This is a genomic window from Cellulosimicrobium sp. Marseille-Q8652 (assembly GCF_965112045.1).
The window spans coordinates 803,677-830,629 of record NZ_CBCOPS010000001.1 but is presented as its reverse complement, the minus strand read 5'-3'; the positions used below and the strand labels follow the sequence as shown (position 1 = coordinate 830,629).

23 protein-coding genes are annotated in these 26,953 nt (G+C 75.8%); 11 read left to right on the top strand and 12 right to left on the bottom strand.

The annotated features are described in order from the left end of the window. The first annotated feature begins 181 nt into the window (after positions 1-181). A complete protein-coding gene (locus tag ACWPWV_RS03565; protein ID WP_454041582.1) occupies positions 182-1,384 on the top strand; it encodes a hypothetical protein in 1,203 nt (400 codons plus the stop codon). 67 nt (positions 1,385-1,451) lie between these two features. Then, entirely contained in the window at positions 1,452-2,771 is a 1,320-nt protein-coding gene (locus ACWPWV_RS03560; RefSeq protein WP_454041581.1) for an MFS transporter, read from the top strand. Positions 2,772-2,870: 99 nt separating this feature from the next. Here the strand turns inward: ACWPWV_RS03560 and ACWPWV_RS03555 are convergent, their stop codons facing one another. The 6 genes from ACWPWV_RS03555 to ACWPWV_RS03530 all read right to left on the bottom strand — a co-directional run bounded on the left by ACWPWV_RS03555 (position 2,871) and on the right by ACWPWV_RS03530 (position 11,350). Then, entirely contained in the window at positions 2,871-3,809 is a 939-nt protein-coding gene (locus tag ACWPWV_RS03555; protein WP_454041580.1) for a pentapeptide repeat-containing protein, read from the bottom strand. Positions 3,810-3,991: 182 nt separating this feature from the next. Beyond that, positions 3,992-5,422, bottom strand: coding sequence for a cellulase family glycosylhydrolase (locus ACWPWV_RS03550; RefSeq protein ID WP_454041579.1), 1,431 nt, complete (start codon positions 5,420-5,422; stop codon positions 3,992-3,994). A gap of 215 nt (positions 5,423-5,637) precedes the next feature. Beyond that, positions 5,638-7,668, bottom strand: a complete 2,031-nt coding sequence (acs, locus tag ACWPWV_RS03545; RefSeq protein WP_454041578.1) for an acetate--CoA ligase — start codon at positions 7,666-7,668, stop codon at positions 5,638-5,640. A 173-nt stretch (positions 7,669-7,841) separates the two neighbouring features. Beyond that, positions 7,842-8,708 carry a TrmH family RNA methyltransferase gene (locus tag ACWPWV_RS03540; protein WP_454041577.1) on the bottom strand — a complete coding sequence of 289 codons (867 nt, stop codon included), beginning with the start codon at positions 8,706-8,708 and terminating at the stop codon, positions 7,842-7,844. A gap of 2 nt (positions 8,709-8,710) precedes the next feature. Then, complete coding sequence (locus tag ACWPWV_RS03535) at positions 8,711-10,192, bottom strand: malic enzyme-like NAD(P)-binding protein (RefSeq protein WP_454041576.1); 1,482 nt, start codon at positions 10,190-10,192, stop codon at positions 8,711-8,713. A 318-nt stretch (positions 10,193-10,510) separates the two neighbouring features. Further along, the gene (locus ACWPWV_RS03530; protein ID WP_454041575.1) at positions 10,511-11,350 is read right to left on the bottom strand and encodes an HAD family hydrolase; all 840 of its coding nucleotides are present in this window, start codon (positions 11,348-11,350) and stop codon (positions 10,511-10,513) included. Between the two features lie 138 nt (positions 11,351-11,488). Here ACWPWV_RS03530 and ssd point away from each other — a divergent pair, with 138 nt between their 5' ends. From ssd to ACWPWV_RS03510, 4 genes are read left to right on the top strand one after another with little or no spacing between them, the layout of a single operon-like run. Beyond that, positions 11,489-12,214 (top strand): septum site-determining protein Ssd, encoded by a 726-nt coding sequence (gene ssd, locus ACWPWV_RS03525; RefSeq protein WP_454041574.1) that lies wholly within the window; start codon positions 11,489-11,491, stop codon positions 12,212-12,214. After that, positions 12,211-13,410: a TadA family conjugal transfer-associated ATPase gene (locus ACWPWV_RS03520; protein WP_454041573.1), complete on the top strand. Its 1,200-nt coding sequence runs from the start codon at positions 12,211-12,213 to the stop codon at positions 13,408-13,410. Before ssd ends, ACWPWV_RS03520 begins: the two co-directional genes overlap by 4 nt. A 16-nt stretch (positions 13,411-13,426) precedes the next feature. Next, complete coding sequence (locus ACWPWV_RS03515) at positions 13,427-14,107, top strand: hypothetical protein (RefSeq protein ID WP_454041572.1); 681 nt, start codon at positions 13,427-13,429, stop codon at positions 14,105-14,107. Continuing rightward, complete coding sequence (locus ACWPWV_RS03510; RefSeq protein ID WP_454041571.1) at positions 14,104-14,718, top strand: type II secretion system F family protein; 615 nt, start codon at positions 14,104-14,106, stop codon at positions 14,716-14,718. Before ACWPWV_RS03515 ends, ACWPWV_RS03510 begins: the two co-directional genes overlap by 4 nt. 9 nt (positions 14,719-14,727) lie before the next feature. On the opposite strand, the gene ACWPWV_RS03505 is transcribed toward ACWPWV_RS03510, so the two are convergent. From ACWPWV_RS03505 to ACWPWV_RS03495, 3 genes are read right to left on the bottom strand one after another with little or no spacing between them, the layout of a single operon-like run. Further along, complete coding sequence (locus tag ACWPWV_RS03505) at positions 14,728-16,002, bottom strand: RNA polymerase sigma factor (protein WP_454041570.1); 1,275 nt, start codon at positions 16,000-16,002, stop codon at positions 14,728-14,730. After that, positions 15,999-16,346, bottom strand: a complete 348-nt coding sequence (locus ACWPWV_RS03500; RefSeq protein WP_454041569.1) for a YciI family protein — start codon at positions 16,344-16,346, stop codon at positions 15,999-16,001. The genes ACWPWV_RS03505 and ACWPWV_RS03500 overlap by 4 nt, the downstream gene beginning before the upstream one ends. Next, positions 16,343-16,759: a YciI family protein gene (locus ACWPWV_RS03495; protein WP_454041568.1), complete on the bottom strand. Its 417-nt coding sequence runs from the start codon at positions 16,757-16,759 to the stop codon at positions 16,343-16,345. Before ACWPWV_RS03495 ends, ACWPWV_RS03500 begins: the two co-directional genes overlap by 4 nt. A gap of 590 nt (positions 16,760-17,349) precedes the next feature. On the opposite strand from ACWPWV_RS03495, the gene ACWPWV_RS03490 reads away from it, so the two are divergent. The 4 genes from ACWPWV_RS03490 (at position 17,350) to ACWPWV_RS03475 (ending at position 20,010) form a co-directional block, all read left to right on the top strand. Continuing rightward, positions 17,350-17,574: a DUF4244 domain-containing protein gene (locus ACWPWV_RS03490; protein ID WP_454041567.1), complete on the top strand. Its 225-nt coding sequence runs from the start codon at positions 17,350-17,352 to the stop codon at positions 17,572-17,574. Between the two features lie 65 nt (positions 17,575-17,639). Beyond that, entirely contained in the window at positions 17,640-17,978 is a 339-nt protein-coding gene (locus ACWPWV_RS03485; protein WP_454041566.1) for a TadE family type IV pilus minor pilin, read from the top strand. Then, entirely contained in the window at positions 17,975-18,499 is a 525-nt protein-coding gene (locus ACWPWV_RS03480; protein WP_454041565.1) for an Rv3654c family TadE-like protein, read from the top strand. Before ACWPWV_RS03485 ends, ACWPWV_RS03480 begins: the two co-directional genes overlap by 4 nt. 218 nt (positions 18,500-18,717) lie before the next feature. Continuing rightward, positions 18,718-20,010 carry a prolyl oligopeptidase family serine peptidase gene (locus tag ACWPWV_RS03475; protein WP_454041564.1) on the top strand — a complete coding sequence of 431 codons (1,293 nt, stop codon included), beginning with the start codon at positions 18,718-18,720 and terminating at the stop codon, positions 20,008-20,010. A 432-nt stretch (positions 20,011-20,442) separates the two neighbouring features. On the opposite strand, the gene ACWPWV_RS03470 is transcribed toward ACWPWV_RS03475, so the two are convergent. After that, positions 20,443-21,708 (bottom strand): MFS transporter, encoded by a 1,266-nt coding sequence (locus ACWPWV_RS03470; RefSeq protein ID WP_454041563.1) that lies wholly within the window; start codon positions 21,706-21,708, stop codon positions 20,443-20,445. A 31-nt stretch (positions 21,709-21,739) separates the two neighbouring features. Here ACWPWV_RS03470 and ACWPWV_RS03465 point away from each other — a divergent pair, with 31 nt between their 5' ends. Continuing rightward, positions 21,740-22,804, top strand: a complete 1,065-nt coding sequence (locus tag ACWPWV_RS03465) for a LacI family DNA-binding transcriptional regulator (protein ID WP_454041562.1) — start codon at positions 21,740-21,742, stop codon at positions 22,802-22,804. A gap of 137 nt (positions 22,805-22,941) precedes the next feature. On the opposite strand, the gene ACWPWV_RS03460 is transcribed toward ACWPWV_RS03465, so the two are convergent. Together ACWPWV_RS03460 and ACWPWV_RS03455 are read right to left on the bottom strand one after the other, a co-directional pair. Further along, positions 22,942-25,461: a DEAD/DEAH box helicase gene (locus tag ACWPWV_RS03460; protein ID WP_454041561.1), complete on the bottom strand. Its 2,520-nt coding sequence runs from the start codon at positions 25,459-25,461 to the stop codon at positions 22,942-22,944. Positions 25,462-25,490: 29 nt separating this feature from the next. Then, positions 25,491-26,915 (bottom strand): M18 family aminopeptidase, encoded by a 1,425-nt coding sequence (locus tag ACWPWV_RS03455; RefSeq protein ID WP_454041560.1) that lies wholly within the window; start codon positions 26,913-26,915, stop codon positions 25,491-25,493. Positions 26,916-26,953: the final 38 nt, after the last annotated feature.

Below are 26,953 nucleotides of genomic sequence, written 5' to 3'. Positions count from 1 at the left end.
CGGTCCCTGGCGATGTCGCTGGACGGTGATGTCATGTAATCGGGCCCCACCCGGTGTCGTCAAGCCGTGGTGCGTGATGCGACGGAGGTTTAACGAGGGCGAAATCTGCCCGTCATTGCATGTAATCGTTCGAGCGGGAGAGTGAGCGTCGTCACGCCCCCCTCAGAGAGCGAGCGCCACCATGGTCACGCCCCGCACCGCCCGCACCCTTCCCGCAGGTCGTTCCCGCACGCGCGTCGGCATGCTGCCGGCGGCGGTCGCCGGCCTCCTCGTCCTGTCCGCGTGCGGCGACACCACCGAGCCGGGCTCCCCGGCCGACGCGTCCGAGTCCGCCGCCGCGTCGGGCGACGGCGTCCTCGCCGGGACGTGCCCCAGCGAGGTCGTCGTCCAGCTCCAGTGGCAGCCGCAGTCCGACCAGGGCGGCGTGTTCGGACTGCTCGGCGACGGGTGGACGGTCGACGCCGAGCAGCACGCGGTGACCGGCCCGCTCGTCTCCGGCGGCGAGGACACCGGTGTGGCGCTCACGCTGCGCGCCGGCGGTCCGGCGATCGGGTTCCAGTCGGTGCCGTCCCAGATGTACGTCGACGACGCGATCACCCTGGGTCTCGTGCACGGCGACCAGCTCGTCGCGGCCGCGGCCGAGGCGCCCGTCGTCGGGGTCGCGCCGCTGCTCAAGCACAGCCCGGCGATCCTCATGTGGGACCCCGCGTCCCATCCCGGGCTCACCGACATCGAGGACGTCCGTGCGTCCGGGGCTCCGGTGGTCGTGTCCGCGGACCAGATCTACCCCGCGTGGATGGTCGCGCACGGCCTGCTCGACGCCGACCAGGTCGACACGAGCTACGACGGCAACCCCGCGCGGTTCGTCGGCGACCCGACCGTCGTGCAGCAGGGCTTCGGGAACTCGGAGCCGTACACCTACCAGAACGAGACCCCGGCATGGGGGAAGCCGGTCGGGTTCGCCTACGTCAAGGACGCCGGCTACGACGTGTACGCGTCCAACGTGTCCGTCCGCGCCGACCGCCTCGACGAGCTCGCACCGTGCCTCGAGCTGCTCGTGCCCATGGTCCAGCGGGCCAACGCGGACTATGCGGCGACGCCGGACGCGGTGAACGAGATCATCGTGGACGTCGTCGAGCAGGACGGGTCCTACTCGCCCTACTCGGCCGGCGAGGCCGCGTACAGCGCGGAGACGCTCGTCGAGGAGGGTCTGCTCGCCCCGGAGGACGACGGGTCGGTGAGCACGTACGACATGGCACGGGTCGACGGCTTCGTCGCGGACCTCGTCGAGGTGCTCGCCGCCGAGGGGACCGACCTCGGGGACGTCGCGGGCCGTGACCTCTTCACGGACCGGTTCACGGACCACGACGTGACGGCGGGCTGACGAGCGGGCCGGCCGGCGGCCCGGGCCGGTGCTCGCACGCGCGGCGCTCGGCCCCTAGTGTCGCCACGTGACGACCAGCCCCGACCTCGCCCGCACGCAGCGCCGGACCGTCGCGACCCTCGCCGCGAGCCAGGTGCTCGCAGGCGTCGGGGTCGCGACGGGCATCGCGGTGAGCTCGCTCATCGCGTCCGAGCTGTCCGGCTCCGACGCCGTGGCCGGCCTCACGCAGACCGCGGCCGTCGTGGGCGCGGCGGCCGTGGCGCTGCCGCTCGCCCGCCTCGCCTCGCGCCACGGGCGACGGCGCTCGCTCACCACGGGCTTCGGGCTCGCCGCGGTGGGGGCGGTCGGGGCCGCGGTCGCGACGACGGTCGGGTCGTGGCCGGCGCTCGTCGTCGCGATGGTCCTCTTCGGCGCGGGCTCCGCGGCCGGCCTCGCGTCACGGTTCGCCGCGACCGACCTCGCCACGCCGGAGCGCCGCGCGACGGACCTGTCGGTCGTGGTGTGGGCCACGACGATCGGCTCGGTCCTCGGGCCGACGCTCGGCGGCCTCGCCGACCGCGTGGGACAGGGCGGCGACGTGCCGACCGGCCACGCCGCCCACGACACGACGGGCGCCGCCGGGCCGACGGCGGCGCCCTACGTCCTCGCGGCCGTCGCGTTCGTCGCCGCCGCGCTCGTCGTGTGGGTGTGGCTGCGCCCGGACCCGCTGCACGTCGCCGCCGAGGCGCGCACGCCCGCGGGCACCGTGCCGCCCCCCGGGCCCACCGCGGGCGGCGTCCGGGCCGGGTGGGCGGTGGTGCGGTCGTCGGGCGCGGCGCGGCTCGCGCTCGGGGCGGTCGTCGTGAGCCACCTCGTGATGGTCGGGCTCATGTCGATGACGCCCGTGCACATGAACCACGGCGGGGCGACGCTGCAGGTCGTCGGGCTCGTCATCAGCGCGCACATCGCCGGGATGTACGCGCTCAGCCCGGTGATCGGGTGGCTCGCCGACCGGGTCGGCCACGCGCGCGTCCTCGTGGCCGGGGGCGTCGTCCTGCTCGCGGCCGCCGTCGTCGTGGCGGGCGCGCCGAGCGACGACTCCGCGCGGCTGACCGTCGGGCTCGTCCTGCTGGGCATCGGGTGGTCGTGCGGTCTCGTCGCCGGCTCCGCACTGCTCGTGGACGCGACGCCCACGTCGTCCCGGACCGCGGTGCAGGGCGTCTCGGACCTCTCGATGAACGCCGGGGGCGCCGTCGGCGGCCTCCTCGCGGGCGGCGTGATCGCCCTGTGGTCGTACGCGGCGCTCGCGTGGGGAGCGGCGGCGCTCCTCGTGGCCTTCCTCGTCGTCGCCGTGCCCGCCGCGGGACGGGTCGGTCGGCTGCCGCGCACCGGCGACGTCGGGCGCTGAGGCGGCGACGGTTCAGCGGGACCAGCCACGCCCGGCGCCCGGTGCCCGGGTCGGCGGCTCGTGCCGCCGATCCCTGCGGCGGCTGCCGATCCGTCGCGCTCACGTCCAGTGCGACGGCCGGCCGAGCTCGTTCGGGAGCCGGGTCGCGGCGTCACCCTGCGCCGCGCCGACCTGGGCAGGGAGCAGGAAGAGCGCGCCGGACAGGTCGGCACCGCGGACGTCCGCTCCGCGCAGGTCGGCCCCCAGGAGGTCGACGGCGGTGAGGGTGGCCCCGCGCAGGTCGGCGCCGAGCAGCAGGGCGCCCCGCAGGTCGGTACCGGCGAGGTCGAGGCCCCGGAGCTGCGCGCCGACGAGGTCTGCTCCGGGTCGCAGCCGACGGCGCAGGGTCGCCGCCGGAGGGGCCGTGCCGGTGCCGCCGCCGGTGTCGGACGGACGGTCGCGCGTGGCCGATGGACGGTCACGCTGGGCGCCGGCACGACGACCGACGGCAGCATCGCGCACCAGTGCGCTGGCCCGGTCGATCAGCGGGCCCACCGCGCGGCGCACCGCACCGACGTCGAGCGCGAGCAGGCCCGCCGGAGCGAGCGTCGCGAGGGCCGAGGTCGTGTCGAGCGCGGCGCGGGCGTCGTCGTGCACGGGCGCCGCGTCGGGTCGGGTGAGGACCTCGGTGAGGTACCAGAGGAGCTCGTGGACCTGCGTCGCGACCGGGAGCGCGGCGAACGCGTCGTGCGCGGCGGCGGGGTCGTCGCGCCACGTGCCGCCGTCGTGCTCCGCACGCACCGCCGCGGTGACGCGCTGCCCCGCACCGAGGCAGTCGTACGCCGTGCAGCCGGGGAACCCGGACGACCGGAGCCGGGCGTGGATGGCGCACCCGAAGTCCTGTCGCAGGTGGGGGCAGGGCTCGCCGGCGGGCTTGTCGATCGCGAAGTCCGCCGAGCGCGTGAGCGTCAGCGCGACGCAGCACAGCCCCGTGCAGCGCGAGCAGTCGGTGCGCAGGTCGAGCTGCTCGAGCAGGAGGGCGCGGTCGGAGGTGGCCACCTCGTGAGGGTAGCCCGCGACCCCGTCGACCCAGTCCGACCCCGACGACCTCGACGGTCTCGCCGGTCGGTGGGCGCGAACGCGGCGGGTCGCTCCACCGACGGACGCGCCGAACCCCGGGTCGTGCGTCACGGACGACGCCGATCGGCGCAGAACCCGGGGTTCGGCAGGGTCGAGCGGCGTCAGCTCGAGGTGCAGGCGACCTCGGGTGCCGTGCTCGGCGCCGTGCCCGAGCCGATGAACCCGGCCGTGGCCGAACCGCCCGCGGCGAGCGAGCCGTTCCACGCGGCGTTCCTCACCTGGACGCCGGCGGCGGTGGTGGTGTGCACCCCGCCCCAGAGCTGGGCCACGCCGACACCGGCCGGGAGCGTGAACGCCGCGGTCCAGTCGCCGATCGCCTCGTCGCCGGCCGCCACGACGAGCTCGCCCTGCCAGCCGCCGGGCCACGAGCCCGTGACCCGCAGCGTCGCGGTGCACACGTCCTCGCCCGGGTCGGTCGGCGGGTCCGTCGGGTCGGTCGGCGGGTCCGTCGGGCCGTCGCCGTCGAACCAGGACGCCTCGACCGCCGTCTCCCGCAGGCCCTGCGGCCCGTCGATGATGCGCGTGCCCCACGCGCTCGGGTTCGCCGGGTCGAAGCCCAGGACCATGTCGAGGTACGGGTCGGTGTTGCCGCTCCACGACCACGCGAGCCAGCCCAGGTCGAGCCGGGCGGCCTCGGCGAGGACGACGTCCTCGTCCACGTCGGACGACGTCTGCCGCCAGCCGAACTCGCCGACGATGATCGGCAGCCCGGCGTCCACGAAGTGCTCGAGGTAGCTCGTGACCGTCGCCGGGTCGGCGTAGACCCCGTACATGTGGATGGAGAAGACCGTGTTGGCGTCGGGGTCGGCCGCGAACACCCCGGCGGCCTCGGCGCGCATGACGTTGGTCCAGTCCTGGCCCCAGTTCGGGGCGTCGACCACCAGCGCGTGCTCGTAGCCGATGGTGCGCAGGCGCTGGATCGCGTCGGACGTCTCCGACGCCCAGCGCTGGTTGACCGTCGCGTCGTTGCCGAACGGCTCGTTGCCGATGTTGACCATGACGAAGTCCTCGGTGCCGGCGAGCGTCGGGTAGAGGTCCTCCCAGTAGTCGACGGCCTGGTCGAGCGTCCCGGCGGCGGGCGCGTACTGGTCGCCGTAGCCCGTCGTGTCGTGCACCTCGAGGATGCACACGAGGCGGTTCTCCTCGCACAGGTCGACGACGTTCGCGACGTCCTCGGGGCTGTTGCGCGTCCACTGGTCCCCGCTCGACAGCACGACGCGCACCGAGTTGGCGCCCGCCGCCTTGATGTCCGCGAACGAGTCGGTGGTGTGCGTGTACCAGGTGTGCGCGTGGTTGACCCCGCGCAGCACGAGGTCGGTGCCGTCGGCCTCGGCGATCCGCCCGTCGACCACGTGGATGCCGGGCGGCTCGTCGGCCTCCGCGGCTGCGGCGGACCACGCGGTCGCGGTCGCCGCGGCGGCGGTCGCCGCGAGGAGCGCGGCGGTGGTGAGGGCCGCGACGACGGGCCCGAGCCGCCCCGACCCCGGCGGGCGGGCGGCGTCGGCGGCGGGCAGGGGAGCGGAGCGGCTCATCGGACGTCCTCGTCTCTGTCGGCGGCGCACGCCCGGGTCGGCGTGCCCCGACATCGTGGGCCGACCGACCGGCGTCGGGCACGGACCGAACCGTTTAGGCGGGACCGGGACCGGTGGAACCACGCGGTGAGCACGACACCACCCCTGCCGAGCACGACCTGAGGGTCGCCATCCGGCGGATGGCGACCCTCAGGTCGTGCTCGGGGTGGGGCGGGTCAGTCGTCGGACGACTGCGGCGTCCGCAGGCCCGTCGCGATGAGGTCCATGACGGAGGAGTCCGCGAGCGTCGTCGCGTCGCCGACGGCCCGGTTCTCCGCGACGTCGCGCAGGAGGCGCCGCATGATCTTGCCCGACCGGGTCTTGGGCAGCTCGGCGACGACGAGGATCTTCTTCGGCTTGGCGATCGGGCCGATCTCCTTCGCCACGTGGTTGCGCAGCTCGCTCTGCACGGCCGCGGCGCCCTCCGCGTCCGAGGCCCGCGCCGCGTGCTCGCCCCGCAGGATGACGAACGCGACGACGGCCTGGCCGGTCAGGTCGTCGGCCGCGCCCACGACGGCGGCCTCCGCGACCATGGGGTTCGACACGAGCGCCGACTCGATCTCCGTGGTCGACAGACGGTGGCCGGAGACGTTCATGACGTCGTCGACCCGGCCGAGGAGCCAGATGTCGCCGTCCTCGTCCTTCTTCGCGCCGTCACCGGCGAAGTAGATGCCGGGGAACCGCGACCAGTACGTGTCCTTGAAGCGCTCGAGGTCGCCCCAGATGCCGCGCAGCATCGACGGCCACGGCTCGGAGAGGACGAGGTAGCCGCCGCCACCGTTCGGGACCTCGTGCGCCTCGTCGTCGACGACGGTCGCGGAGATCCCGGGCAGCGGCACCTGCGCGGAGCCCGGCTTCGCGGCCGTGACGCCGGGGAGCGGCGAGATCATGATCGCGCCGGTCTCGGTCTGCCACCACGTGTCGACGATGGGGGTGCGGTCGCCGCCGATGACCCGGCGGTACCACATCCACGCCTCCGGGTTGATGGGCTCGCCCACCGACCCGAGCACGCGCAGCGACGACAGGTCGAACTGCGCGGGGATCTCCGCGCCCCACTTCATGCACGCGCGGATCGCCGTGGGCGCGGTGTAGAGGATGGACACCTTGTACTTCTCCACGAGCTCCCACCAGCGGCCCTGGTGCGGGGTGTCGGGGGTGCCCTCGTAGATCACCTGGGTCGCGCCGTTGAGCAGCGGCCCGTACACGACGTACGAGTGCCCGGTGACCCAGCCGATGTCGGCGGTGCACCAGTAGACGTCGGTCTCGGGCTTGAGGTCGAAGACGTTCCTGTGGGTGAACGCCGTCTGCGCGAGGTAGCCGCCGGTCGTGTGGAGGATCCCCTTGGGCTTCCCGGTGGTGCCCGACGTGTAGAGGATGAACAGCGGGTGCTCGGCCTCGACCCACACGGGCTCGTGCGTCGTGTCGGCGGACTCGAGAGCGTCGTGCCACCAGACGTCGCGGCCCTCGGTCCACGCGGTGTCCTGCCCGGTGCGGCGCACGACGAGCACGTGCTGCACGGTCGTGGCGGGCGCGCCCTCCTTCGGGGCGAGGGCCTCGTCCACCGCCGGCTTGAGCGCCGAGGCGGACCCGCGGCGGTAGCCGCCGTCGGCGGTGATGACGAGCGTCGCCTCGGCGTCGGCGATGCGGCTGCGCAGCGCGTCCGCGGAGAAGCCGCCGAACACCACGGAGTGCGGGGCGCCGAGGCGCGCGCACGCGAGCATCGCGACGACGGCCTCGACGACCATCGGCAGGTAGAGGACCACGCGGTCACCCGTGGTCACGCCGAGCGCCGCGAGGGCGTTCGCGGCACGCGACACCTCGCGCTGCAGCTCCGCGTACGTGACCGTGCGCGTGTCGCCGGGCTCGCCCTCGAAGTGGAGCGCGACGCGGTCGCCGAGGCCGGCCTCGACGTGGCGGTCGACCGCGTTGTACGCGGCGTTGAGCGTGCCGTCGGCGAACCAGTGCGCGACGGGCGCCTGCGACCAGTCCAGCGTCTCGGTGAACGGGGTGCGCCACGTGACGAGGTCCTGCGCCTGCTTCGCCCAGAACGCGAGCCGGTCGGCGGCCGCCTCCTCGTAGATCCCCGGCTGCGCGTTCGCCTGCGCGGCGAGCTCGGGGCTCGGCGGGAAGCTCCGGGTCTCGTGGAGGAGGTTCTCCAGCCCGGGTGTGGCAGCCGCTGCCGCGGCGTCGGTTTCGTTCTCTGGCACGCTGACCTCCGGTGCGCATCGACTCTGGTGCGGTGCCCGACGGCGCGAGCGCAGCAGCGCGCCGAGGGTGCGCGGGGCGAGCCCCGCCGCCGCGAGTCTAGCCCCGGCCGGGTGACCGCCGTCACCCTCAGGGCATATTCGGCCGTGGTGCTGACAAATGCGTCCGTCAGCGCCTAGGCAGCGGCGTCGGGACCGGGTCGACGGGACAGACCGTGCGCGCGACGCTGGCGGACCGCCTCGTACAGCACGACCGTCGTGGCGCTCGCGGCGTTCAGCGAGCTGGCTGAGCCGGCCATGGGGATGCTCACCATGACGTCGCACGCCTCGCGCCAGCCGGCGCTGAGGCCGGTCGTCTCGTTCCCCGTGAGCAGCAGGGTCGGGCCGGTGAGGTCGTGGTCGGCGAGCTCGACGTCGCCGTCCTCGTCGGTGCCCACGAGCGTGAGCGGGTGCCCCGCGGCGCGCTGCGACGCGACCCACTCGAGCACCTCGCGGCCGGAGGGGACGCGGACCGTGGGCACGGAGAAGAGCGACCCGGTGCTCGCCCGCAGCGCGCGCGGGTCGTAGGGGTCCGCGGCGTGGCCCGCGACGACGAGGCCCCTCCCGCCGAACGCGTCGAGCGAGCGTGCCACGGTCCCGACGTTGCCGGGACTGGTCGGCCGGTCGAGCACGACGCCGAGGAAGGCCGTGCCGTCCGTGCCGGCCGCGCCGACCGGGATCCGCGCGAGGTCGTCCGGCGGCATCTCGACGACGGCGAGCAGCTCGGGCGCGTCGTCGTCCTTGCCACCGAGCTCGCGCATCAGCGGGGTCGACACCGCGAAGGTGTGCGCGCGGACCCGGTCGAGCATCGTGTGCGCCCAGGTCGACAGCGACCGGTCGGCGTCGACGAGCCACGTGCGGACCGTCCACCCCGACTCGACGGCGACGGTGATCGGGCGTACGCCCTGGACGACCAGCTCGCCCGCGCGGTGCCGCTTGGTCCGGTTGGTGAGCAGCGCCTCCCACTGCTGGAAGGCGGCGTTGCGGGTCGTGACGCGCTGCATCGTCAGGCCTCCGTGGCCGTGGTGGGGACCGTGCCCGGGGCGGGCGCCGCGGAGACGCGTGGCACCCCGCCCGTCAGGGCCGCCGGCTCGGTGCCGTCCCCCTCGCGCGCGGCGCGCTCGACGGCGGCGGCGACGAGGGTGGTCACCTCGGGGTTGAAGACGCTCGGGACGATGTACGTCGGGTTGAGCTGGTCCTCGTGGATCGTCGACGCGAGCGCGCGGGCCGCGGCGAGGAGCATGCGGTCGGTGATGACGTGCGACTGCGCGTCGAGCAGCCCGCGGAAGACGCCGGGGAACGCGAGGACGTTGTTGATCTGGTTCGCGAAGTCCGACCGCCCGGTGCCGACGATCGCGGCGTGCTTCGCCGCCTCGACGGGGTCCACCTCGGGGCGCGGGTTCGCCATCGCGAAGACGATCGCGTCCGGGGCCATGCGCGCGACGTCGTCGCCCGTGATGACGTCGGGCGCGGAGACGCCGACGAACACGTCGGCGTCGACGACGGCGTCCTTGAGGGTGCCCGTGACGCCGCGCGGGTTGGTGTTCACCGCGGTCCAGGCGAGCGACGGCGAGAGCCCGGGGCGGCCCGGGTGGACGACGCCCTCGATGTCGGCGACCACGACGTCGCGGGCCCCGGCGGCGAGGAGGAGCTTGAGCACCGCGGTCCCGGCCGCCCCCGCGCCGGAGAGGACGATCCGCACGTCGGGCAGCGACTTGCCCACGACCTCGAGCGCGTTCGTCAGGGCCGCGAGCGCGACGATCGCGGTGCCGTGCTGGTCGTCGTGGAACACGGGGATGTCGAGCTCGGCCCGCAGCCGCGCCTCGATCTCGAAGCAGCGCGGCGCCGAGATGTCCTCGAGGTTGATGCCCGCGAACACGGGCGCGATGGCCTTGACGGTGCGCACGATCTCGTCGACGTCGGTCGTGTCGAGCGCGATGGGGAACGCGTCGATGCCCGCGAACCGCTTGAACAGCGCGGCCTTGCCCTCCATGACGGGCAGCGACGCGAGCGGGCCGATGTCGCCGAGGCCGAGCACCGCCGACCCGTCGGTGACCACCGCGACGGTGTTGCGCTTGATCGTGAGGCGGCGGGCGTCCTCGGGCTTGGCGGCGATGGCCTCGCACACCCGCGCGACGCCGGGCGTGTAGATCATCGACAGGTCGTCGCGGTTGCGGATCGGCACCTTCGACTCGATCTGCAGCTTGCCGCCGAGGTGGAGCAGGAACGTGCGGTCGGAGACCCGGTCCACGACGACCCCCGGCAGCCCCCGCAGCGCGGCGACGATCTCGCCCGCGTGCTCCTCGCCGCGCGTCGCGACGGTCACGTCCACGGTGATGCGCTCGTGGCCGGACGCTGTGACGTCGAGCGCTGAGACGATGCCGCCCGTGTGCTCGATCGCGGTCGTCAGCTCGCTCACGGCGGTGGGTCGCGCCTCGACCTGCAGGCGGACGGTGATGGAGGAGGACACGCTCGGCGCAGAGGTCATGGGCACCAGTATCGTGCCGGCGACGAGTCCGGACACGACGACGGCGCCCTCTCGGGCGCCGTCCCGCCAGCATCTCGGTGGCTATCAAGGCGTGCTCGGTTCGTAGCCGCTGCAACGGCTTCGGGGGGCCGTCATGGCCGTCCCGCCCGGTCAGCGAGTCCTCCGCGTGGACTACCTGCGCGTGGGTACCTCCGCGATGCTGTTGTCCCTCCATGAGAGCCCCGGCCGGAGCGGACCGCAAGCCCGCGGGCAGACCCTCACAGCGTGTTCTACCCGTGTTCGAGCCCGCCTCGCGAGGTTGGTCCGGGACGTCCCGCGTCAGCCGTCCGTCGTGCGCCCGGCGCGACGGTGCCGGCGCACCGCGCGCCAGACGAGCAGGCCGACGACGGCGACGGTGAGGAGGCCCGCCGCGGCGAGCGCCGGCGTCGTCGGCGCGAGGTGCGAGCGCAGCGCGACGGGCTTGGTGAACGCCAGGACGCCCCAGCCCTGCTCGGCGGCGAGGCGGCGCAGCGCCCGGTCGGGGTTCACGACGGACGCGTGGCCCACCTCGGCGAGCATCGGTGCGTCGGTCACGGAGTCGGAGTACGCGTAGCTCGCACCGAGGTCGTAACCCTCCCGCTCGGCGAGCTCGCGGATGGCGGCGGCCTTGTTCTCGCCGTACGCGTAGAAGTCGATCCCGCCCGTGTAGCGGCCGTCCTCGACGGCCATGCGCGACGAGATGGCGTGGTCGGCACCGAGCACCGCGGCGATCGGCTCGACCACCTCGCTCCCGGACGCGGACACCACGACGACGTCGTGCCCGTGCGCGTGGTGGGAGTCGATGAGCTCGACCGCCTCGGCGTAGACGACGGGGTCGATGTGCTCGTGCAGGGTCTCCTCGACGATGCGGGAGACGGTCGCGACGTCCCAGCCCGTGACGAGGCTCGACAGGTGGGCACGCATCCGCTCGGTCTGGTCGGCGTCCGCGCCGCCCACCATGAAGAGGAAGTGCGCGTACGCGCTGCGCAGCACGTCGGCCCGGTTGATCAGACCGCCCGCGAAGAAGGGGCGGGAGAAGGCGGCGGCGGACGACGTCGCGATGATCGTCTTGTCCAGGTCGAAGAACGCGGCGACGCGACCGTCGGTGCGCGGTGGCGAGTGGTCCGTCGGCGAGGTCACGCGGTGAGCCTAGCGGCGCGGCGTGGCCGTCCACAGGCCCGGCGTGCCGGGAGTCCTCCACAGGGCGGCCCCGGGAGGGTCGCGCGCCGGTCCGCGGCGTCCCAGGGTGTGCGGGTGGGACGCGCGGACGGAGGGCACGTGAGCAGCACGGGTGGGGTGGTCGGGGTCGTCGCGGCGCGCGGCGGCGCGGGGGCCAGCGTCGTCGCGGCGGCCCTCGCGAGGGCCGCGTCCCGACGCCGCGCGCCCGCGTGCCTCGTCGACCTCGCCGGTGCGGGCGCGGGGCTCGACGTCCTGCTCGGGGTCGAGGACGCGCCCGGCGTGCGGTGGCCCGACCTCGACGACGCGCGCGGCCGGCTCGACGGCGCCGACCTCGTCGAGCGCCTGCCGCGCTGGGCCGACGTCGCCGTGGTCAGCGCGACGAGCGCGGGCGGCGCCGCTCCCGAGTGCGTCGTGGACGTCGTCGCCGCCCTCGCCGAGTCCGCCGTCCCGCGGGGCGGGCTCGTCGTGCTCGACGTCGGGCGGGAGACCCTCGGGCCGTCCGTCGGCGAGCTGCTCGCCGCGTGCGACGAGGTGCTCGTCGTGACTCCGCTCGACGTCCCCGCCGTGGGTGGTGCGGCGGCCCTCGTCCGGCACCTCGTGGGTCGTCCGGCCGCGCTCGTCCTGCGGCATCCCGCGCCCGGACGGCTGTCGCCGGCCGAGGTCGCGCACGCCGTGGGCCTCGAGGTCGCGCTCACGGTCCGGTGGGACCGCCGGGTCGCGGGCGCGATCGAGCGCGGCCACGGCCCGTGCCCTCCGGGCGGGCCCGTCGACCGGGCCGGGCGCGCGCTCGCCGGTCGGTACCTCGGGCCGGCGAGGCGCGCATGACGTCCTCGACGACCGAGCTGCTCGACGGCGTGCGGGACCGCCTCGCGCGCGCGGGCCGCGAGCCCGGCGCCGACGGCACCGCGCTCGGCGACGCCCGACCCGGCGACGCCCGGCTCGTCGACGCGCTCCGCGCGTCCGGCCGCGTGATCGGCTCCACGGCGCTGCGCGAGCTCACCCGGACGGCCCGAGCCGAGCTCTACGGGGCCGGGCCGCTGCAGCACCTGCTCGAACAGCCCGGTGTCACCGACGTCCTCGTCAACGGCCCCGACGACGTGTGGGTCGACCGCGGCGCCGGCCTCGAGCGGGTGCCGGTCTCGCTCGGGCGGGCCGAGGACGTGCGCGCCCTCGCGGCCCGGCTGGCCGCGGCGGGGGGTGGACGCCTCGACGACGCGAGCCCGGTCGTCGACGCGCGGCTGCCGGACGGCACGCGCCTGCACGCCGTCGTCGCGCCGGTGTGCGCCGCGGGGGCGGTCATCTCGCTGCGCGTGCTGCGGCCCAGCGCGTTCGGACTCCGCGAGCTCGTCGCACAGGGGACCGTCCCTCCCGCGTGGGAGGCCCTCCTGCGCGTGCTCGTCGCGCGGCGGGCGTCCGTCCTCGTCTCCGGCGGCACGGGCACCGGGAAGACGACGCTGCTCGCCGCCCTGCTCGCGCTCGTCCCGCACGACGAGCGCGTGGTGTGCGTCGAGGAGGCCCGCGAGCTCGTGCCCGACCACCCGCACGTCGTGCCGCTCACCGCGCGCCGCCCGAACGTCGAGGGCGCGGGCGGCGTGGACCTCGCCGACCTGGTGCGGGCGGCGCTGCGCATGCGGCCCGACCGGATCGTGCTGGGCGAGTGCCGGGGGGCCGAGGTCCGCGAGGTCCTCATGGCGCTGAACACGGGCCACGAGGGCGGGCTCGCGACGATCCACGCCAACGACGTCGGTGTGATCCCCGCGCGGCTGGAGGCCCTCGCGGCGCTCGCGGGGATGGACCGGGTCGCGGTGGCCGCGCAAGCGGCGAGCGGCCTCGACGTCGTGCTGCACCTGCGGCGCGGTGGTGGTGAGGTCGCGCGCCGGCGGGTCCTCGCCCAGGTGGGCCTCGTCCGACGTGACGAGAGGGCAGGTCTGGTCGTCGACCTCGCCGCGTCCTGGGGCGGCCGCGACGATCCCCGACCGGGTCCGGCCTGGGACGAGCTCGTGCGCCGGTGGTCCCCGTGAGCCCGGGCGGCGTGCCGTGACGTCCGTCGTCGGCGTGCTCGTCGCGCTCGCCGCGTGGTGCGTCCTCGACCCCGGAGGACGCCGAGCCTCCGTCGCCGTCCGCGGGAGCGGCGCGGGCGACGGCTCCGCGGGCGCGGAGCCCGGGCGGGCGCGCCGCGGGAGAGGACGTGGCCGGGGTCGGGACGGCCGCACCGAGGTGGAGGCCGTCCGCCTCGTCGTGACGCAGGTCGGCGCCCTCCTGCGCGCCGGTCAGCCGCCGGGCGCGACGTGGGAGCGTGCGACCGGGGTTCGGGTCGACGCGGCCGGGACGCCGCGCGCGGCGGACCTCGCCGCGCACGTCGGTGGCGCGTCGACGGCGCGGGCCGTCGTGGCGGCGTGCCGGCTTGCCGGCGACGTGGGGGCACCCCTCGCGACCGTGCTCGACGAGGTGGCCACGTCGATCGCCGCCGAGGCCGAGGCGCGCGCCGCCCGGGACGCGGCGCTCGCGGGGCCCCGCGCGACGACGCGCGTGCTGCTCTGGCTGCCCGCCGTCGGTGTCCTGCTCGGCTACGTGCTCGGTGCGGACGCGGTCGCCACCGCGCTCGACGGGGGCATCGGGACGGTCGGCCTGCTCCTCGGCGTCCTGCTGCTCGTGGTCGGTCGCGCGTGGTCCGCTCGGCTCGTGGCCCGGGCGCGCGCCGCGGGGGAGGCGCCGTGAGAGGGCTCGCGCTGGTCGTCGCCGCCTGCGTCCTCCTCGCGGCGTCGCCGTGGTGGCTCGCCCGGTCCGCGAGGGAGCGCCGGGTCGCCGGGCTGGCGGAGGGATCGCGCAGGCAGGCACGGGGCGGCAAGGCCTCCCGTGGGGGCCTGCGGGGTGCGGGGCGACGGCTCGGGGTCGAGCCGGTGGTCGAGACCGGCGTGGTCCTCGAGCTCCTCGCGGCGGCCGTGCGGGCCGGGGCGTCGGTGCCTCGGGCCCTCGACGCGGTGGGCGTCGCGGTCGGAGGGTCCGACGGCGAGTACCTGCGGCGGGCGGGCGCCGCTCTCGTGCTCGGATCGGACTGGGACGGCGCATGGCACGACGTCCCCCGACGCCTCGACGTGGTGCGTCGTGCCCTGCGACCGGCCTGGGTGCACGGTGCGGGGCCGGTCGGCTCGTTGCGGGCGGCGGGGGACGCGCTGCGACAGGACCGCGCGGCGGCCGCGCGGAGCGCTGCCGCCCGGCTCGGCGTCCACCTCGTCCTGCCGCTCGGTGCGTGCTTCCTGCCCGCGTTCGTCCTCGTGGGCGTGCTGCCCGTGCTGCTCTCGCTGGGCTCGGGGATCCTCGGTGGCTGAACCACGACCTCATCCGCCGGCGACGTCCCGGCGACGACGTTCGAGGTGCGCGCGCTCGGCGTCGTTGGCGCACCGTTCGATCGCGAGCTCGAGCGCGGCGACCGCCGCGTCGCGACGGCCGGCGCGCGCGAGGAGCTCACCGCGCACGGCGGGGAGCCGGTGGTGACGAGGCAGCGCGGCGTCGAGCCCGTCCAGGAGGGAGAGGCCCGCCTCGGGTCCGGACGACTCGGCGACGGCGACGGCACGCGCGAGCCGGACGACGGGTGAGCCCGTGTGCTCCTCCAGCGCGGCGTAGGTCGCCGCGATCACCGCCCAGTCGGTGTCCGCCGCGGACCGCGCCGTCGCGTGCGCGGCCGCGACCCGGGCCTGGAAGAGGTAGTCCCGCGCGAGCCCGGCGGCGTCGTCGGGCACGGTCGCGAGCACCGCGAGGCCGACGGCGGTCTCGTCGGCGTGCCAGCGGGAGCGGTCCTGGTCCGCGAGCAGGACGAGGGTCCCGTCGGGACCGGTCCGCGCGTCCCGCCGGGCGTGCTGCAGCACGAGCAGCGCGAGGAGCGCCCGGACGACGGGCCGGCCCGGGAGCAGCTCGTCGAGGAGGCGGACGAGGCGGATCGCCTCTCCCGCGAGCTCGGCCCGGTGCAGGTCGGGTCCGGTCCCCGGCGCGTAGCCCGCGGTGAACGCGAGGTACAGGACCGTCGCGACGACGTCGAGCCGCTCGGCGAGGTGCTCGGGTGCGGGCACCGCGAACGGTATGCCGGACGCCGCGAGCCGCTTCTTCGCGCGGGTGAGGCGCGCCGCCATCGTCGCCTCGGGGACGAGGAAGAGCCGCGCGAGGTCGGGCACGCCGAGCCCGGCGACGAACCGGAGCGTGAGCGCCGCGCGCGCCTCGGGGGCGAGCGCCGGGTGGCAGCACGCGAAGACCAGCCGCAGCCGCTCGTCGGGGACGTGGGCGCCGTCGTCGGGACCGGCGCCCGGGTCGGGCGGGCCGGGGCGATCGCGTTCCTCCACGACCATGAGCGGTTCCTTCCGGAGGGCGACCGCCTCCGCGCGGAGCCGGTCGAGGACCTTCCGGCCGGCCACGGTCCGCAGCCAGCCGGCGGGGTTGGAGGGGACACCGTCCGCCGGCCACGTCCGTGCTGCCGCCGCGAAGGCGTCGGCGAGCGCGTCCTCGGCCAGGTCGGGGCGGCGGTAGCGGGCCACGAGGGCGCCGAGGAGCCGCGCCCAGTGCTCGCGCCAGGCCGCCGCGAGCGCCTCGTCCGCCGTGGACGGCGACCCCTCCGCGTTCACGGGGCGTCGACGGCGACGACGGGCCGGACCTCGACGGTGGACCGCGGCAGGAGCGCGACGGCGTCCACGACGGCGTCGAGATCGGGCAGGTCGACGACGTAGAAGCCGCAGACCTGCTCGACGACCTCGGCGTACGGGCCGTCGGTCACGACGACCGCGTCCCCGTCGCGGCGGACGGTCGTCGCCGCGGCAACGGTGCTCAGCGCCTCGCCCGCGACGACCGCCCCGCGCTCGCGGACGAAGCCCGTGAAGGCGTCGTGGCGGCGGGCGTGGTCGTCCCGCTCCGCCGGCGTCGCACGCGCCCACACCTGCTCGTCCTCGTGGAGCAGGAGCACGAACCTCATGTGCCGACCTTCGCCACGTCGGCGCTCGCGGCCCGACCGGACGCGTGCTCCTCCTCCGAGACGACCCGGCGGATCTCGAACGACTCGGGGCTGCCGGCGAACGCGGTGGCGAGGACGCGCTCCAGGCCGTCGAGGTCCGCGGTCTCGACGACGTAGTAGCCCCCGACCTGCTCGGCGAGCTCGGCGAAGGGACCGTCGGTGACGAGCGCCTGGTCCGGGGTCGCCCCGGGCCGGACGACGCGCGCGGTGGACGTCTTGCGCAGCTCGCCGCCGCCCGTGACCTCGTGACCCGCGTCGGCGGCGAGGCGGGCGAACTCGTCGTGTCGGGCGTACGTCGCTGCGCGGAGCTCGGGGGAAGGGTCCACCCAGGCGCTCTCGTCGTCGTGGATGAGGATGACGTACTCGGTGCTCATGGTCGTCTCCTGGCTCGTGCCGCCGCCCGGTCGGCCCCGGACGAGGGACCTCGGTCGAGGTCTCGTGGTCATGACGCGCGAGCGGGGCGCAGATCGACACCACTGTGGCAGAGAGCTCGTCGGTGCTCCCGGCGAACCCTGCGGTCCTTCCTCACCCTGACGGACCTTGCCTCCCCCTGCCGACGCTGCCTCACCCTGACGGACCTTGCCTCACCCTGACGGACCCTTCCGTACCCCCGCCGGACCCCGCCCGATCCCGGACACGCCCCGGCGGAACCCGGTCGCTCTCGTCGGCGTGACCGTGCGCGCAGGTGAGCCCGTCCTGACCGTCCACAGGCCCTGCCGTCGGGTGTCCCGTCCACCGGGCGACCGGTGCCGGCGGCACGGTCGCGATCGCTCTCGCCAGAGTGGCCGGACCGCCCGCGACCGCGGGCCACGAGGAGGAGAGAGCCATGACGAGGACTGTGACGTCGGAGCGGACGATGACGCCAGGAGGTGTCCTGGTGCGTGAGGGCACGCGGGGACGGGGGCGGGCCCGGAAGGCGGCGGTCCCGGGTGCTCGGAAGGTGGCGGCGCCGGGTGGACGCGAGGTGGTGGCGGCGGGTGGCCGCGAGGTGATGGTGCCGGGTGGTCGCGTGCTCGCGCGGCTCACCGGCGGCGCGCGCGACCGGGAGGCGGGTCTCGCGACCGCGGAGTACGCGATCGCGACCGTCGCGGCGGCCGGGTTCGCCGGGCTGCTGATCGTCGTGCTCAAGAGCGGCGAGGTGCGGGAGCTGCTGCTCGGGATCGTCCGCAGCGCGCTCTCGATCGGCTGATCGTGCGACGAGAGCGGTCGCGGCGGTCGGTCACGACCCGTGGCGGGGGGCGGGCTCGCGGCCCGGTGGCCCGTGAGCACGGAGCCGTCACCGCCGAGCTGGCGGTCGCGCTGCCGGCGGTCGTGCTCGTCCTCGTCGCCGTGCTGACCCTCGCCGCGGCCGCGGGCGCCCAGATGCGCTCCGCGGACGCGGCGAGGGCGGGGGCCCGGGCGGCGGCGATCGGCGAGGACGACGCGGCCGTGCGCTCCACGGCGCAGCACATCGCGGGCGACGGCGCGCAGGTGACCGTCGTGCGCGGTGAACCCTGGGTGGAGGTGACGGTGAGCAGCCCGGTCGTCGGCGGCTGGCTCTCCGCGGCGCCGCTGCGCGCGTCCGGGCATGCCGTCGCCCACGTCGAACCGTGACCGGGTGGGGCCGGCCGCACCGTCCGCACCGACCGGACGGGCCGCACGGGTCCGGCGGGTCCGACGGGTCGCTCGGGTCCGACGGGTCGCTCGGGTCCGACGGGTCGCTCGGGTCCAGCAGGTTCAGCGGGTCCACCAGGTCCCACGGGGCGCATGGGACGGCCGGTGAGCGCGGCGCGGGCACCGTGCTCGTGCTCGGGATCGTCGCGGGCCTGGTCGTCGTGCTCGTCGCGCTGGGCGGGCTCGCGCAGGCGCAGGCTGCTCGGGGTCGGGCGCAGACCGGTGCGGACCTGGCGGCGCTCGCCGCCGCGACGGCGTTGCGCGACGGCTGGGAGCCGTGCGGCCGCGCCCGGGAGACGGCGGGACGCAACGGCGTGCGCGTCGTCGCGTGCGCCGAGACGGGCGCAGGCTCCGTCCGGGTCGACGTCGTGTCGGGGCCGACGGTCTCGGTCCTCGGCGTCGCGCTCGGCGAGGCCACGGCGGCGGCGCGTGCCGGCCCGGCGACCTCGGTGGCCGGGTGATCACCAGGACGCCCCGCCCGTGAGGGCCGGTCGGTCGCGGCGGACCGGGTGGGGTGCGGCCCGTGGCCGGCCCCGGATGGCCGTACCCGGCCCCGGATGTCCGTGGCCGGCCCGGGCGGCGGCCCGTGCCGTGCCCGGATGGCCCGTCTCCTGGCGAGCCGGGGAGATGTCGGTAGCGTTCGACGGGTCCTCGCGCCCGCTGTCGGGCGTGGTCAACGATGATCTGGAGGCACCCCATGCACATGCTGCCGCACCGCTGGCGGATCGCGACGGCCGCCGTCGCCACGCTCGCCCTCGCTGCCATCGCCGCACCGGGCGTGGCCGCGCCCCGCGACGACCCACCGGGTCGCGCCGCCGAGACCACCTTCACGCTCGACGCCGAGGTGCTCGACTCGGGCGAGCAGGTCACGGGCATCACGATCGACGCGCACCGGCTGCGGAAGATCGACCCGGCGTCGCTGGACACCGGCACGTTCACCGTGCGGGCCGTCGGTGCGTACCCGGACGGCGTCGACCGTGGCGGTCGGCCGCAGCAGGTCTTCGACGTCGAGCGGACGGTGACCGGCGTGGAGCTGACCCGCTCGGGCGACATCCACCTGGAGCTGGCGTCCGGCTTCCGCACGCCCGGCGCGGACACGCTCACCTACCAGCCGGTGGGCGGGCGCAACGTGCTGCTCGACCTGACCTACACGGTCGTGCAGAACGCTCCGCTCGAGCTGCGCAACGGCCGCGACGTGACGATCCGCGTCTTCGTCCAGGGCGACCTCGTCGACCCGGAGGTCGACGCGTTCCGGGCGGGGGTGTCGGGCACCGGTCTCAACTACCGACTGTTCGCACCGGACCGGCGCGGCGGCGGTGACCGTGCGCTCGTCGTCTGGCTGCACGGCAACGGCGAGGGCGGGCTGGGCGGCTACTACGACAACGAGCCGCCCCTGCGCGCCAACCGCGGTGCGCTCGGGTTCACGACGCCGGAGGCGCAGCAGGTCCTCGGCGGCGCGTACGTGCTGGTGCCGCAGGTGCCGGACACCTGGTACAACGCGGACTCCGCGGGCTACCAGGAGCGGCTGCGCGCCCTGATCGACGAGATCGCCGACCGGTACAAGGTCGACGCGGACCGCATCCACGTCGCCGGCGCCTCGGCCGGCGGGTACATGGCGACCCGCCTGGTGGCCGCCTACCCGGACGACTTCGCGTCCCTCGCCGTCTCGGCGCCGGCGTACTACACGGGCGGCACCTACCGCATCGACGCGGCCGAGATCGCCGCGCTGGCGGGCACGCCGACGTGGTTCGTCCACGCGCGCAACGACCCCACCGTCCCGTACGCCGAGACCAGCGTGTGGGCGCACGAGCAGCTGCCCGGCTCGATCCTGTCGCTGTACGACGACGTGACGTGGGACGGGGTGACCTACCCCGGGCACTGGTCGTGGATCTACCAGGCACGCAACGCCCCGACCACGCCGGAGGGCCTCAGCCTCTGGGAGTGGACGGCGCAGCAGTCGCTCGACGACTGAGCAGCGCCGCCGGGAGTGACGTCGACGTCGATCCTGCGCGACGGCGGCCGCAGCCGGCGGCCGTCGTCGAGGCCCACCCCGCGCGGCCGCGGGCTGTCGTCGACGTCAGGACCTGCGGGCACTCACGCGCGAGGACCGCCTCGCGCCCGCCCCGGCTCCCGGCTGAGGCCGGGCGCGCAGCTGAGGCCGGGCGCGCAGCTGAGGCCGGGCGCGCAGCTGAGGTCGGGCGCGCAGCTGAGGTCGGGCGCGCCGCAGCACGAAGCTGTGTCCACGACGACCGCGGGTGGTGAGCCCTTCGAGCAGGTCCCCGTGCTGGCGGGACCACCGCGACGCGTCAGCTCACGGGTCCTGCGCCGCCCGGACCTCGGCGTCAGCCGCGTCCGGACGAACCCGATCCGTCGTCGGACAGGGGTCCTGCGACGTCGAGGTGCATCACCTCCTTCTCGCCGCCCAGGCGCTGATCGGCGCTGCGGTCACGGTGAAGATCAGGGCGAGCGCGGCCACGCCGAGCATCGCGCCGCGAAGGTCGCTGCGGTCGGCCAGCAGGCCCACGCAGGCCGGACCGAGCAGAAAGCCCAGATAGGCGGTGGCGGCGACCGTGGAGGTGGCCCGGCCGTGCTGCGCGGGGTCCGTGCCACGCAGGCTGCGGCTCAGCAGCGTGGGGAACAGCGTCGCGGTGCCCAGGGCGGCCAGCACGAGCCCGACCAGGGCCACGGCGACCGAAGGAGCGGTGGCCAGCACCGTGGTGCCTGCGGTGGCGAGGGTGCCGCCACCGACGAGCATCGCGGTGGGGTGGCTGCGAGAGAGCGGGGCCAGGCTCAGGCGCGCCAGCGCGGCGGTGGCGGCGAAGGTCGCCGGGGCTGCGGCCGCCATCTGGGGCGAGGCGGTGAAGACGTCGGTGAGCATCACCGCTCCCCAGCTCTGGTGGGCGTTCTCGACGGCGTATGCCGAGGCAGCGACCAGTCCCACGACCAGCAGCGGTGAGGTCGGGCCGACCCGGCGCAACAGACCCGTGAAGCGTGGTGCGCCGCGGGGCGCTGTCGTGCCGGAGCGTGTCGGTGCCTCGTACTCCTGCCGGGCAGCAGCAGGGGCCTGGTGATCCGGCATCTGCAGCGACGCGCTGGTCAGCCAGGCAGTCGCTGCGAGGACGCTCATCACCGCCGCGACCGCGCCGAAGGTCGCCAGCAGTGACAGCCCCCCACCCAGCAGCGCTCCGGTGGACAGGCTGGCGATGACCACGCCCACGGAGAACAGCCCGTGTGAACGGGTGAGCAGAGGCTGTGCGGTGGCGTGCTCCGCGCGCCCGGCCAGCGTGTTGATGGCGACGTCCGCGGCACCCGAGGCGGCGCCGACCACGAGCATCCCGGTCACCAGCAGAACCATCCCGTCCGCTCCTGCGGTGATCAGCAGGCCGGCGCCGGCGAGCGCCGCCAGCAGCCAGGCCGCTACGCGCAGCCCGAAGCGGTCCACCGCGCGTCCGGTGACGGCCATCGTCGGCAGCGCTCCCAGACCGACGAAGAGCAGGGCGGTGCCCAGCTGGCCGTCGCTGACCCCCGCCTGGGTGCGCAACGCGGGCAGCGCGGCGCCCCACGCGCCCCAGAAGATCCCGAACGCGGCGAACGCGGCGTAGGGCGCGTACGCCGCGCGAGCACCGTCGAGGGGTGGACGCGTCGCGGAGGCGATGATGTGTCGAGCCATGATCGTAACGTTACACACGTATGCTGTCGGTGTGAACGCACCTGCACGACGGCGACCCACCGTCAAGGACGTCGCCCAGCAGGCGGGGGTCGCGCCCATGACGGTCTCGTACACGTTCAACCACCCCGCGCGGGTGGCCGAGGCCACCCGCGCCCGAGTGCTGGCGGCTGCGGCCCAGCTGGGCTATCACCCCGACAGCACCGCCCGTGCCCTGCGCTCGGGCCGTGCCCGGCAGCTCGGGGTGGTGGTCGGGGAGCACCTGTCCTACCTCTTCGACGATCCGCAGGCTGCGCAGTTCCTCGCCGGGATCGCGGAGGTCTGCGTCAGCGAGGACCTGGGCATGGTGCTGATCCCCACGCGCGGCGATGCCACCGACGTCGACCGGGTGCTGTCAGCGGCGGTGGACTGCTACGTGCTGTGGACCACGGTGGCCGGCGACCCGGTCCTCGCTGCCGTCGCGGCCAGCGGACGACCCGCTGCTATCCAAGGCGGACCCGCCCACCCCGGTCTCGCCTGCATCGGGCCCGACGACCGCGCAGCCGCCGCAGCGGTCTCGGCGGCCACGCCGCTGGCCGAGGCCACCCCCGTCGTCATCAGCTTTCCCCTGGACCGGCGCCGCACCGGCGGCGTCCTGCGCGGCGACGACCTGCCCCCCGACCTGACGGACCTGCAGGCGGTCCCCTTCCCCGTGACCGGTGCACGTCTGGCCGGCTACCGCGACGCGCTGACCGGGGCCGGTCACGACTGGGGCGACGTGCGGATCGCCGTCGTCGAGCGCAACCAGCGCGAACAGGGTGAGGACGCTGCCGCAACGCTGCTCGAGACGCTGGAGGGCTCCGGCCCCGTGGTGGTGCTGGCGATGAGCGACGAGCTGGCGCTCGGGGCCCGCTCGGCGCTGGCCCGCGCGCAGCGGAAGGTGACGATCACCGGGTGGGACGCCTCGCGAGAAGGCACCACCGCGGGGGTGTGGTCCGTGTCGGCCTCCCTGCGCGAGCAAGGCCGTGCGTGCGCGCGAGCGGCCCTCTCGGGCGCGCTCGAAGGACACCGGGTGCCGTGGAGCGTCGTCGCGCCCGAACGGTCGGACACCGGTCGGTAGGTGCCGTCCCTCCTGCGCCTCCTCGTGCGACCACCGGCCTCGAACGACGGCGGGAGCATGGCCTGCTCTCGGACCGGCCGGCGTACCCGGCGGCGCGGGGTTCCGTCGGAGTCGGCGCCGGCCGCGCGACGGCCCGGTCAGGCCGGAGCGTGCGCGAGCACGGCGTCGAGCAGACGCACCGCGGCGTCCTTGTCGAGCGGCGCGTTGTACGACCCGCACTTGGGCGACTGGACGCACGCGGGACACCCGTCCTGGCACGGGCAGCGCACGATCGCGTCGCGCGTCGCGCGCAGCCACGTGGCGCCCAGCTCGTACCCGCGCTCGGCGAAGCCCGCCCCGCCGGGGTAGGCGTCGTAGACGAACACCGTCGCCTGCTCGGTGTCGACGTGCAGCGCCGTCGACACGCCGCCGAGGTCCCACCGGTCGCACGTGGCGAGGAGGGGGAGCAGCCCGATCGACGCGTGCTCGGCGGCGTGGAGCGCTCCGGGCGCGGTGTCGGCGTCGACCCCGGCCTCCTCCAGCACGGACTCGGGCACGGTCCACCACACGGCCATGGTGGGCAGGGTGTGCTCCGGCAGGTCGAGGGGCTCGGTGCCGAGGATCTGGAGGTCCGGCAGACGGCGACGCTGGAAGCTCACGACCTGCGAGCTCACGTCGACCGGCCCGTACCCCCAGCCGACCGGGCCCCAGCGCCGCTCGACGACCTCGCGCCCGGCGGCCGCGTCCCCGGGCCCCGGCTCGTCGGCGATCGTGATCGACGTGACCGAGCGCGACCACGTGCCGAAGTCGACGTCGGTGCGGCGCACGAGCGCGACGCCCTCGGTCAGGTCGAGGTGCTCGACGACGTAGGTGGCGCCCTGGTGGACGTACACCGCGCCGTCGTGCACGGTCCCGTCGGCCGACGCCGCGTCGACCGTCCCGAGCAGGCGGCCGGTGCGCGCCTCGGCGACGCGGACCGGGGAGCCGCCGGACCCGCGCAGGTCGGTCATCCCCGCGGCGGGCTGCGCGTGCGTCCAGTACCAGCCCGACGCCCGCCGGCGCAGGGCGCCGCGCGCGACGAGCACGCCGAGCAGGTCGGTCACGGCCGCCGGGTCGCCGAACGCGGCGAGGTCCTCCGAGCGCAGGGGGACCTCCGCGGCCGCCGCGCACAGGTGCGGTGCGAGGACGTACGGGTTGGCGGGGTCGAAGACCGTCGCCTCGAGCGGGGCGTCGAAGATCGCCTCCGGGTGGTGCACGAGGTACGTGTCGAGCGGGTCCTCGCGCGCGACGAAGGCCACGAGCCCGTCCGCGCCCGCGCGGCCGGCACGACCGGCCTGCTGCCAGACCGACATGCGCGTGCCCGGCCAGCCCGCGACGAGCACGGCGTCGAGACCGGAGATGTCGACCCCGAGCTCGAGCGCGTTGGTCGTCGCGAGCGCCCGGACCGCGCCGGAGCGGACGGCCTCCTCGAGCTCGCGGCGCTCCTCGGGCAGGTACCCGCCGCGGTACGCGGCGACGCGCCGGGCGAGGTCGGCGTCGACGGGGCGCAGGTAGTCCTGCGTCTGCGTCGCGACGGACTCGGCGCCCCGGCGGGACCGCGTGAACGCGAGGGTCCGTGCCCCCGCGAGGACGAGGTCGGCGAGCAGGTCCGCGGCCTCGGCGGTCGCGCTGCGTCGCGGGTGCTCGGGCGCCTCCGTCGTCGGGACGGCGGGCTCGTCCGGGTGCTGCGGGGGGTCGGGCTGCGGGTCGTGCGGCTCCGACGGTCCGGACGAGGCGTCGAAGCCCGCCACGACGGGCGGCTCCCACAGCACGAAGGTCCGGTGCCCCGACGGCGACGTGTCGCCCGCGACCGTCACGACGTCCGCCGGGTCCACGCCGACGAGCCGCGCCGCGCTCACGGCCGGGTCAGCCGTCGTCGCGGAGGCCACGACGAACGTCGGCGCGGGTGAGCCCTCGCGCGCGTAGTGCGCTGCGAGGCGCCGCAGCCGCCGCAGGACGAGCGAGACGTGCGCGCCGAAGACGCCGCGGTACGCGTGCCCCTCGTCCACGACGACGTACCGCAGGTCGCGCAGGAGCCGCGACCAGCGCCGGTGGTTCGGCAGCAGCGCGAAGTGCAGGAAGTCGGGGTTGGTCAGCACGACGTCGGCGTGCTCGCGCACCCACCGGCGCTCGTCGGGCGAGGTGTCGCCGTCGCACGTCGAGACCCGCACGTCGCGCGTCCCGGCGGCGTCGAGGAGACGCTGCAGCCCGGCGAGCTGGTCGGCTGCGAGCGCCTTCGTCGGGGAGAGGTACAGCACCGACCCGCGGCGCGCGACGGACTCGATGCGCCCGGGGTCGAGCGTGCGGGCCGCGACGTCGGCCCGGACCGACGTCAGCGCCGGGAGCCAGAACGCGAGCGACTTGCCGGACCCGGTGGACGTGGCGAGCGCGACGTGCCGGCCCGACCACGCGGCGTCGGCGGCGACGGTCTGGTGCACCCACGGCCGCTCGACGCCCAGCGCGCGGTACCCGGCGACGAGCGCCGCGTCCGACCACGCGGGCCAGTCGCCGTGCGTGCCCTCGCGCGCCGGCAGCTCGCGCACGTGCGTGAGCCGGTCCGCGCGACGGCCGTGCGCGACGAGCACGTCGAGCAACGGGTTCGTCGTCGCGAGGACGGGTGTGGAGAGGGCGTCGGGCACGCTCCGAGTCTCCCACCCGGCGCCCACCGTCAGCCGCGGAACACCTGGACGACGGCGCGGGTCAGGTACCACGGGTCCACGACGGCCGTGAGCTCGCGCGCGGAGTGCATCGACAGGATCGGCACCCCGACGTCGACGGTGCGGATCCCGAGGCGCGTCGCGGTGAGCGGCCCGATCGTCGAGCCGCACGGCACGGTGTTGCGCGAGACGAACTCCTGGCTGGGCACCCCGGCCGTCGCGCAGGCCCGCGCCCACGCCGCGGCGCCGAGCGCGTCGGTCGTGTACCGCTGGTTGGCGTTGATCTTGAGGATCGGCCCGCCGCCGGCGAGCGGGCGGTTCGCCGGGTCGTGCCGCTCGGGGTAGTTCGGGTGCACCGAGTGCCCGACGTCGCTCGACACGCACAGCGACGCCGCGAGCCGGCGGTGCCGCTCCTCCGCGGTTGCGCCCTGCATCGCGTCGACCCGCGCGAGGACGTCGGCGAGGAACGGCCCGGACGCCCCGGAGCGCGACTCCGACCCGATCTCCTCGTGGTCGAACGCGGCGAGCACGGGGATCGCCGTGAGCCCGTCGGCCTCCTCGGCCGGTGCGCCCTCGCCCGGTGCGCCCGCGACCGCGAGCAGCGCGGTCAGCCCGGCGTGCACCGAGATCAGGTTGTCGAGCCGCCCCGACGCGAGGAACGCGTCGCGCGCCCCGAAGACCCGCGGTGCCTGCGTGTCCGCGACGACGACGTCGTAGCCCGTGATCTCGCTCGCGCGCACGCCCGCGTGGTGCGCGAGCTCGGCGAGGACGTCCGCCTCCGCGGGACCGTCGTGGCTCCGGCCGACCCGGTCGGACCCGGCGGCGCCCGCCGCGGACGACAGCCCCCAGACCGGCTGGGTGTGCTGCTGCTTGTCGAGCGCGAGGCCCTCGTTCACCTGGCGGTCCAGGTGGATCGCGAGCTGCGGGATGCGCAGCAGCGGGCCGGTGCGCACGAGGTGCACGTCGTCGGGACCCGACCCGGTGCCCGTCACGACCCGACCGGCGAGCTCGAGCTCGCGGTCGAGCCACGAGTTGAGCAGCGGCCCGCCGTAGACCTCGACGCCCGCCTGCCACCAGCCCTCGCGCACGACGCTCGGCCGGGGCTTGAGCTTGAAGCCGGGGGAGTCCGTGTGCGCGCCGAGGATCGCGAACGGCGTCGTCGCCGTGGCGCCCGGCGGGACCACCCAGGCGATGACCGCGCCGTCGCGCACGACGACGTACCGCCCGCCCGCGTCGGGCACGCGCACCGGTTCGCGGTCGGGCCCGGTCGCGGGCGCGTGCGACGGCCACGCGTCCGTCTCCGCCAGCCGCGTGAAGCCTGCGGCGACGAGACGCCGTGCCACCTCGTGCGCCGCGTGGTACGACGACGGGGAGGCCTGGACGAAGGACTGGAGGTCGAGGGCGTGCTCGTGCGCGGCGGTGGTCGGTGCGGCCATGGTGCCAGTCTCGCACCGGCCCGCCCGGCCGTTGCCCG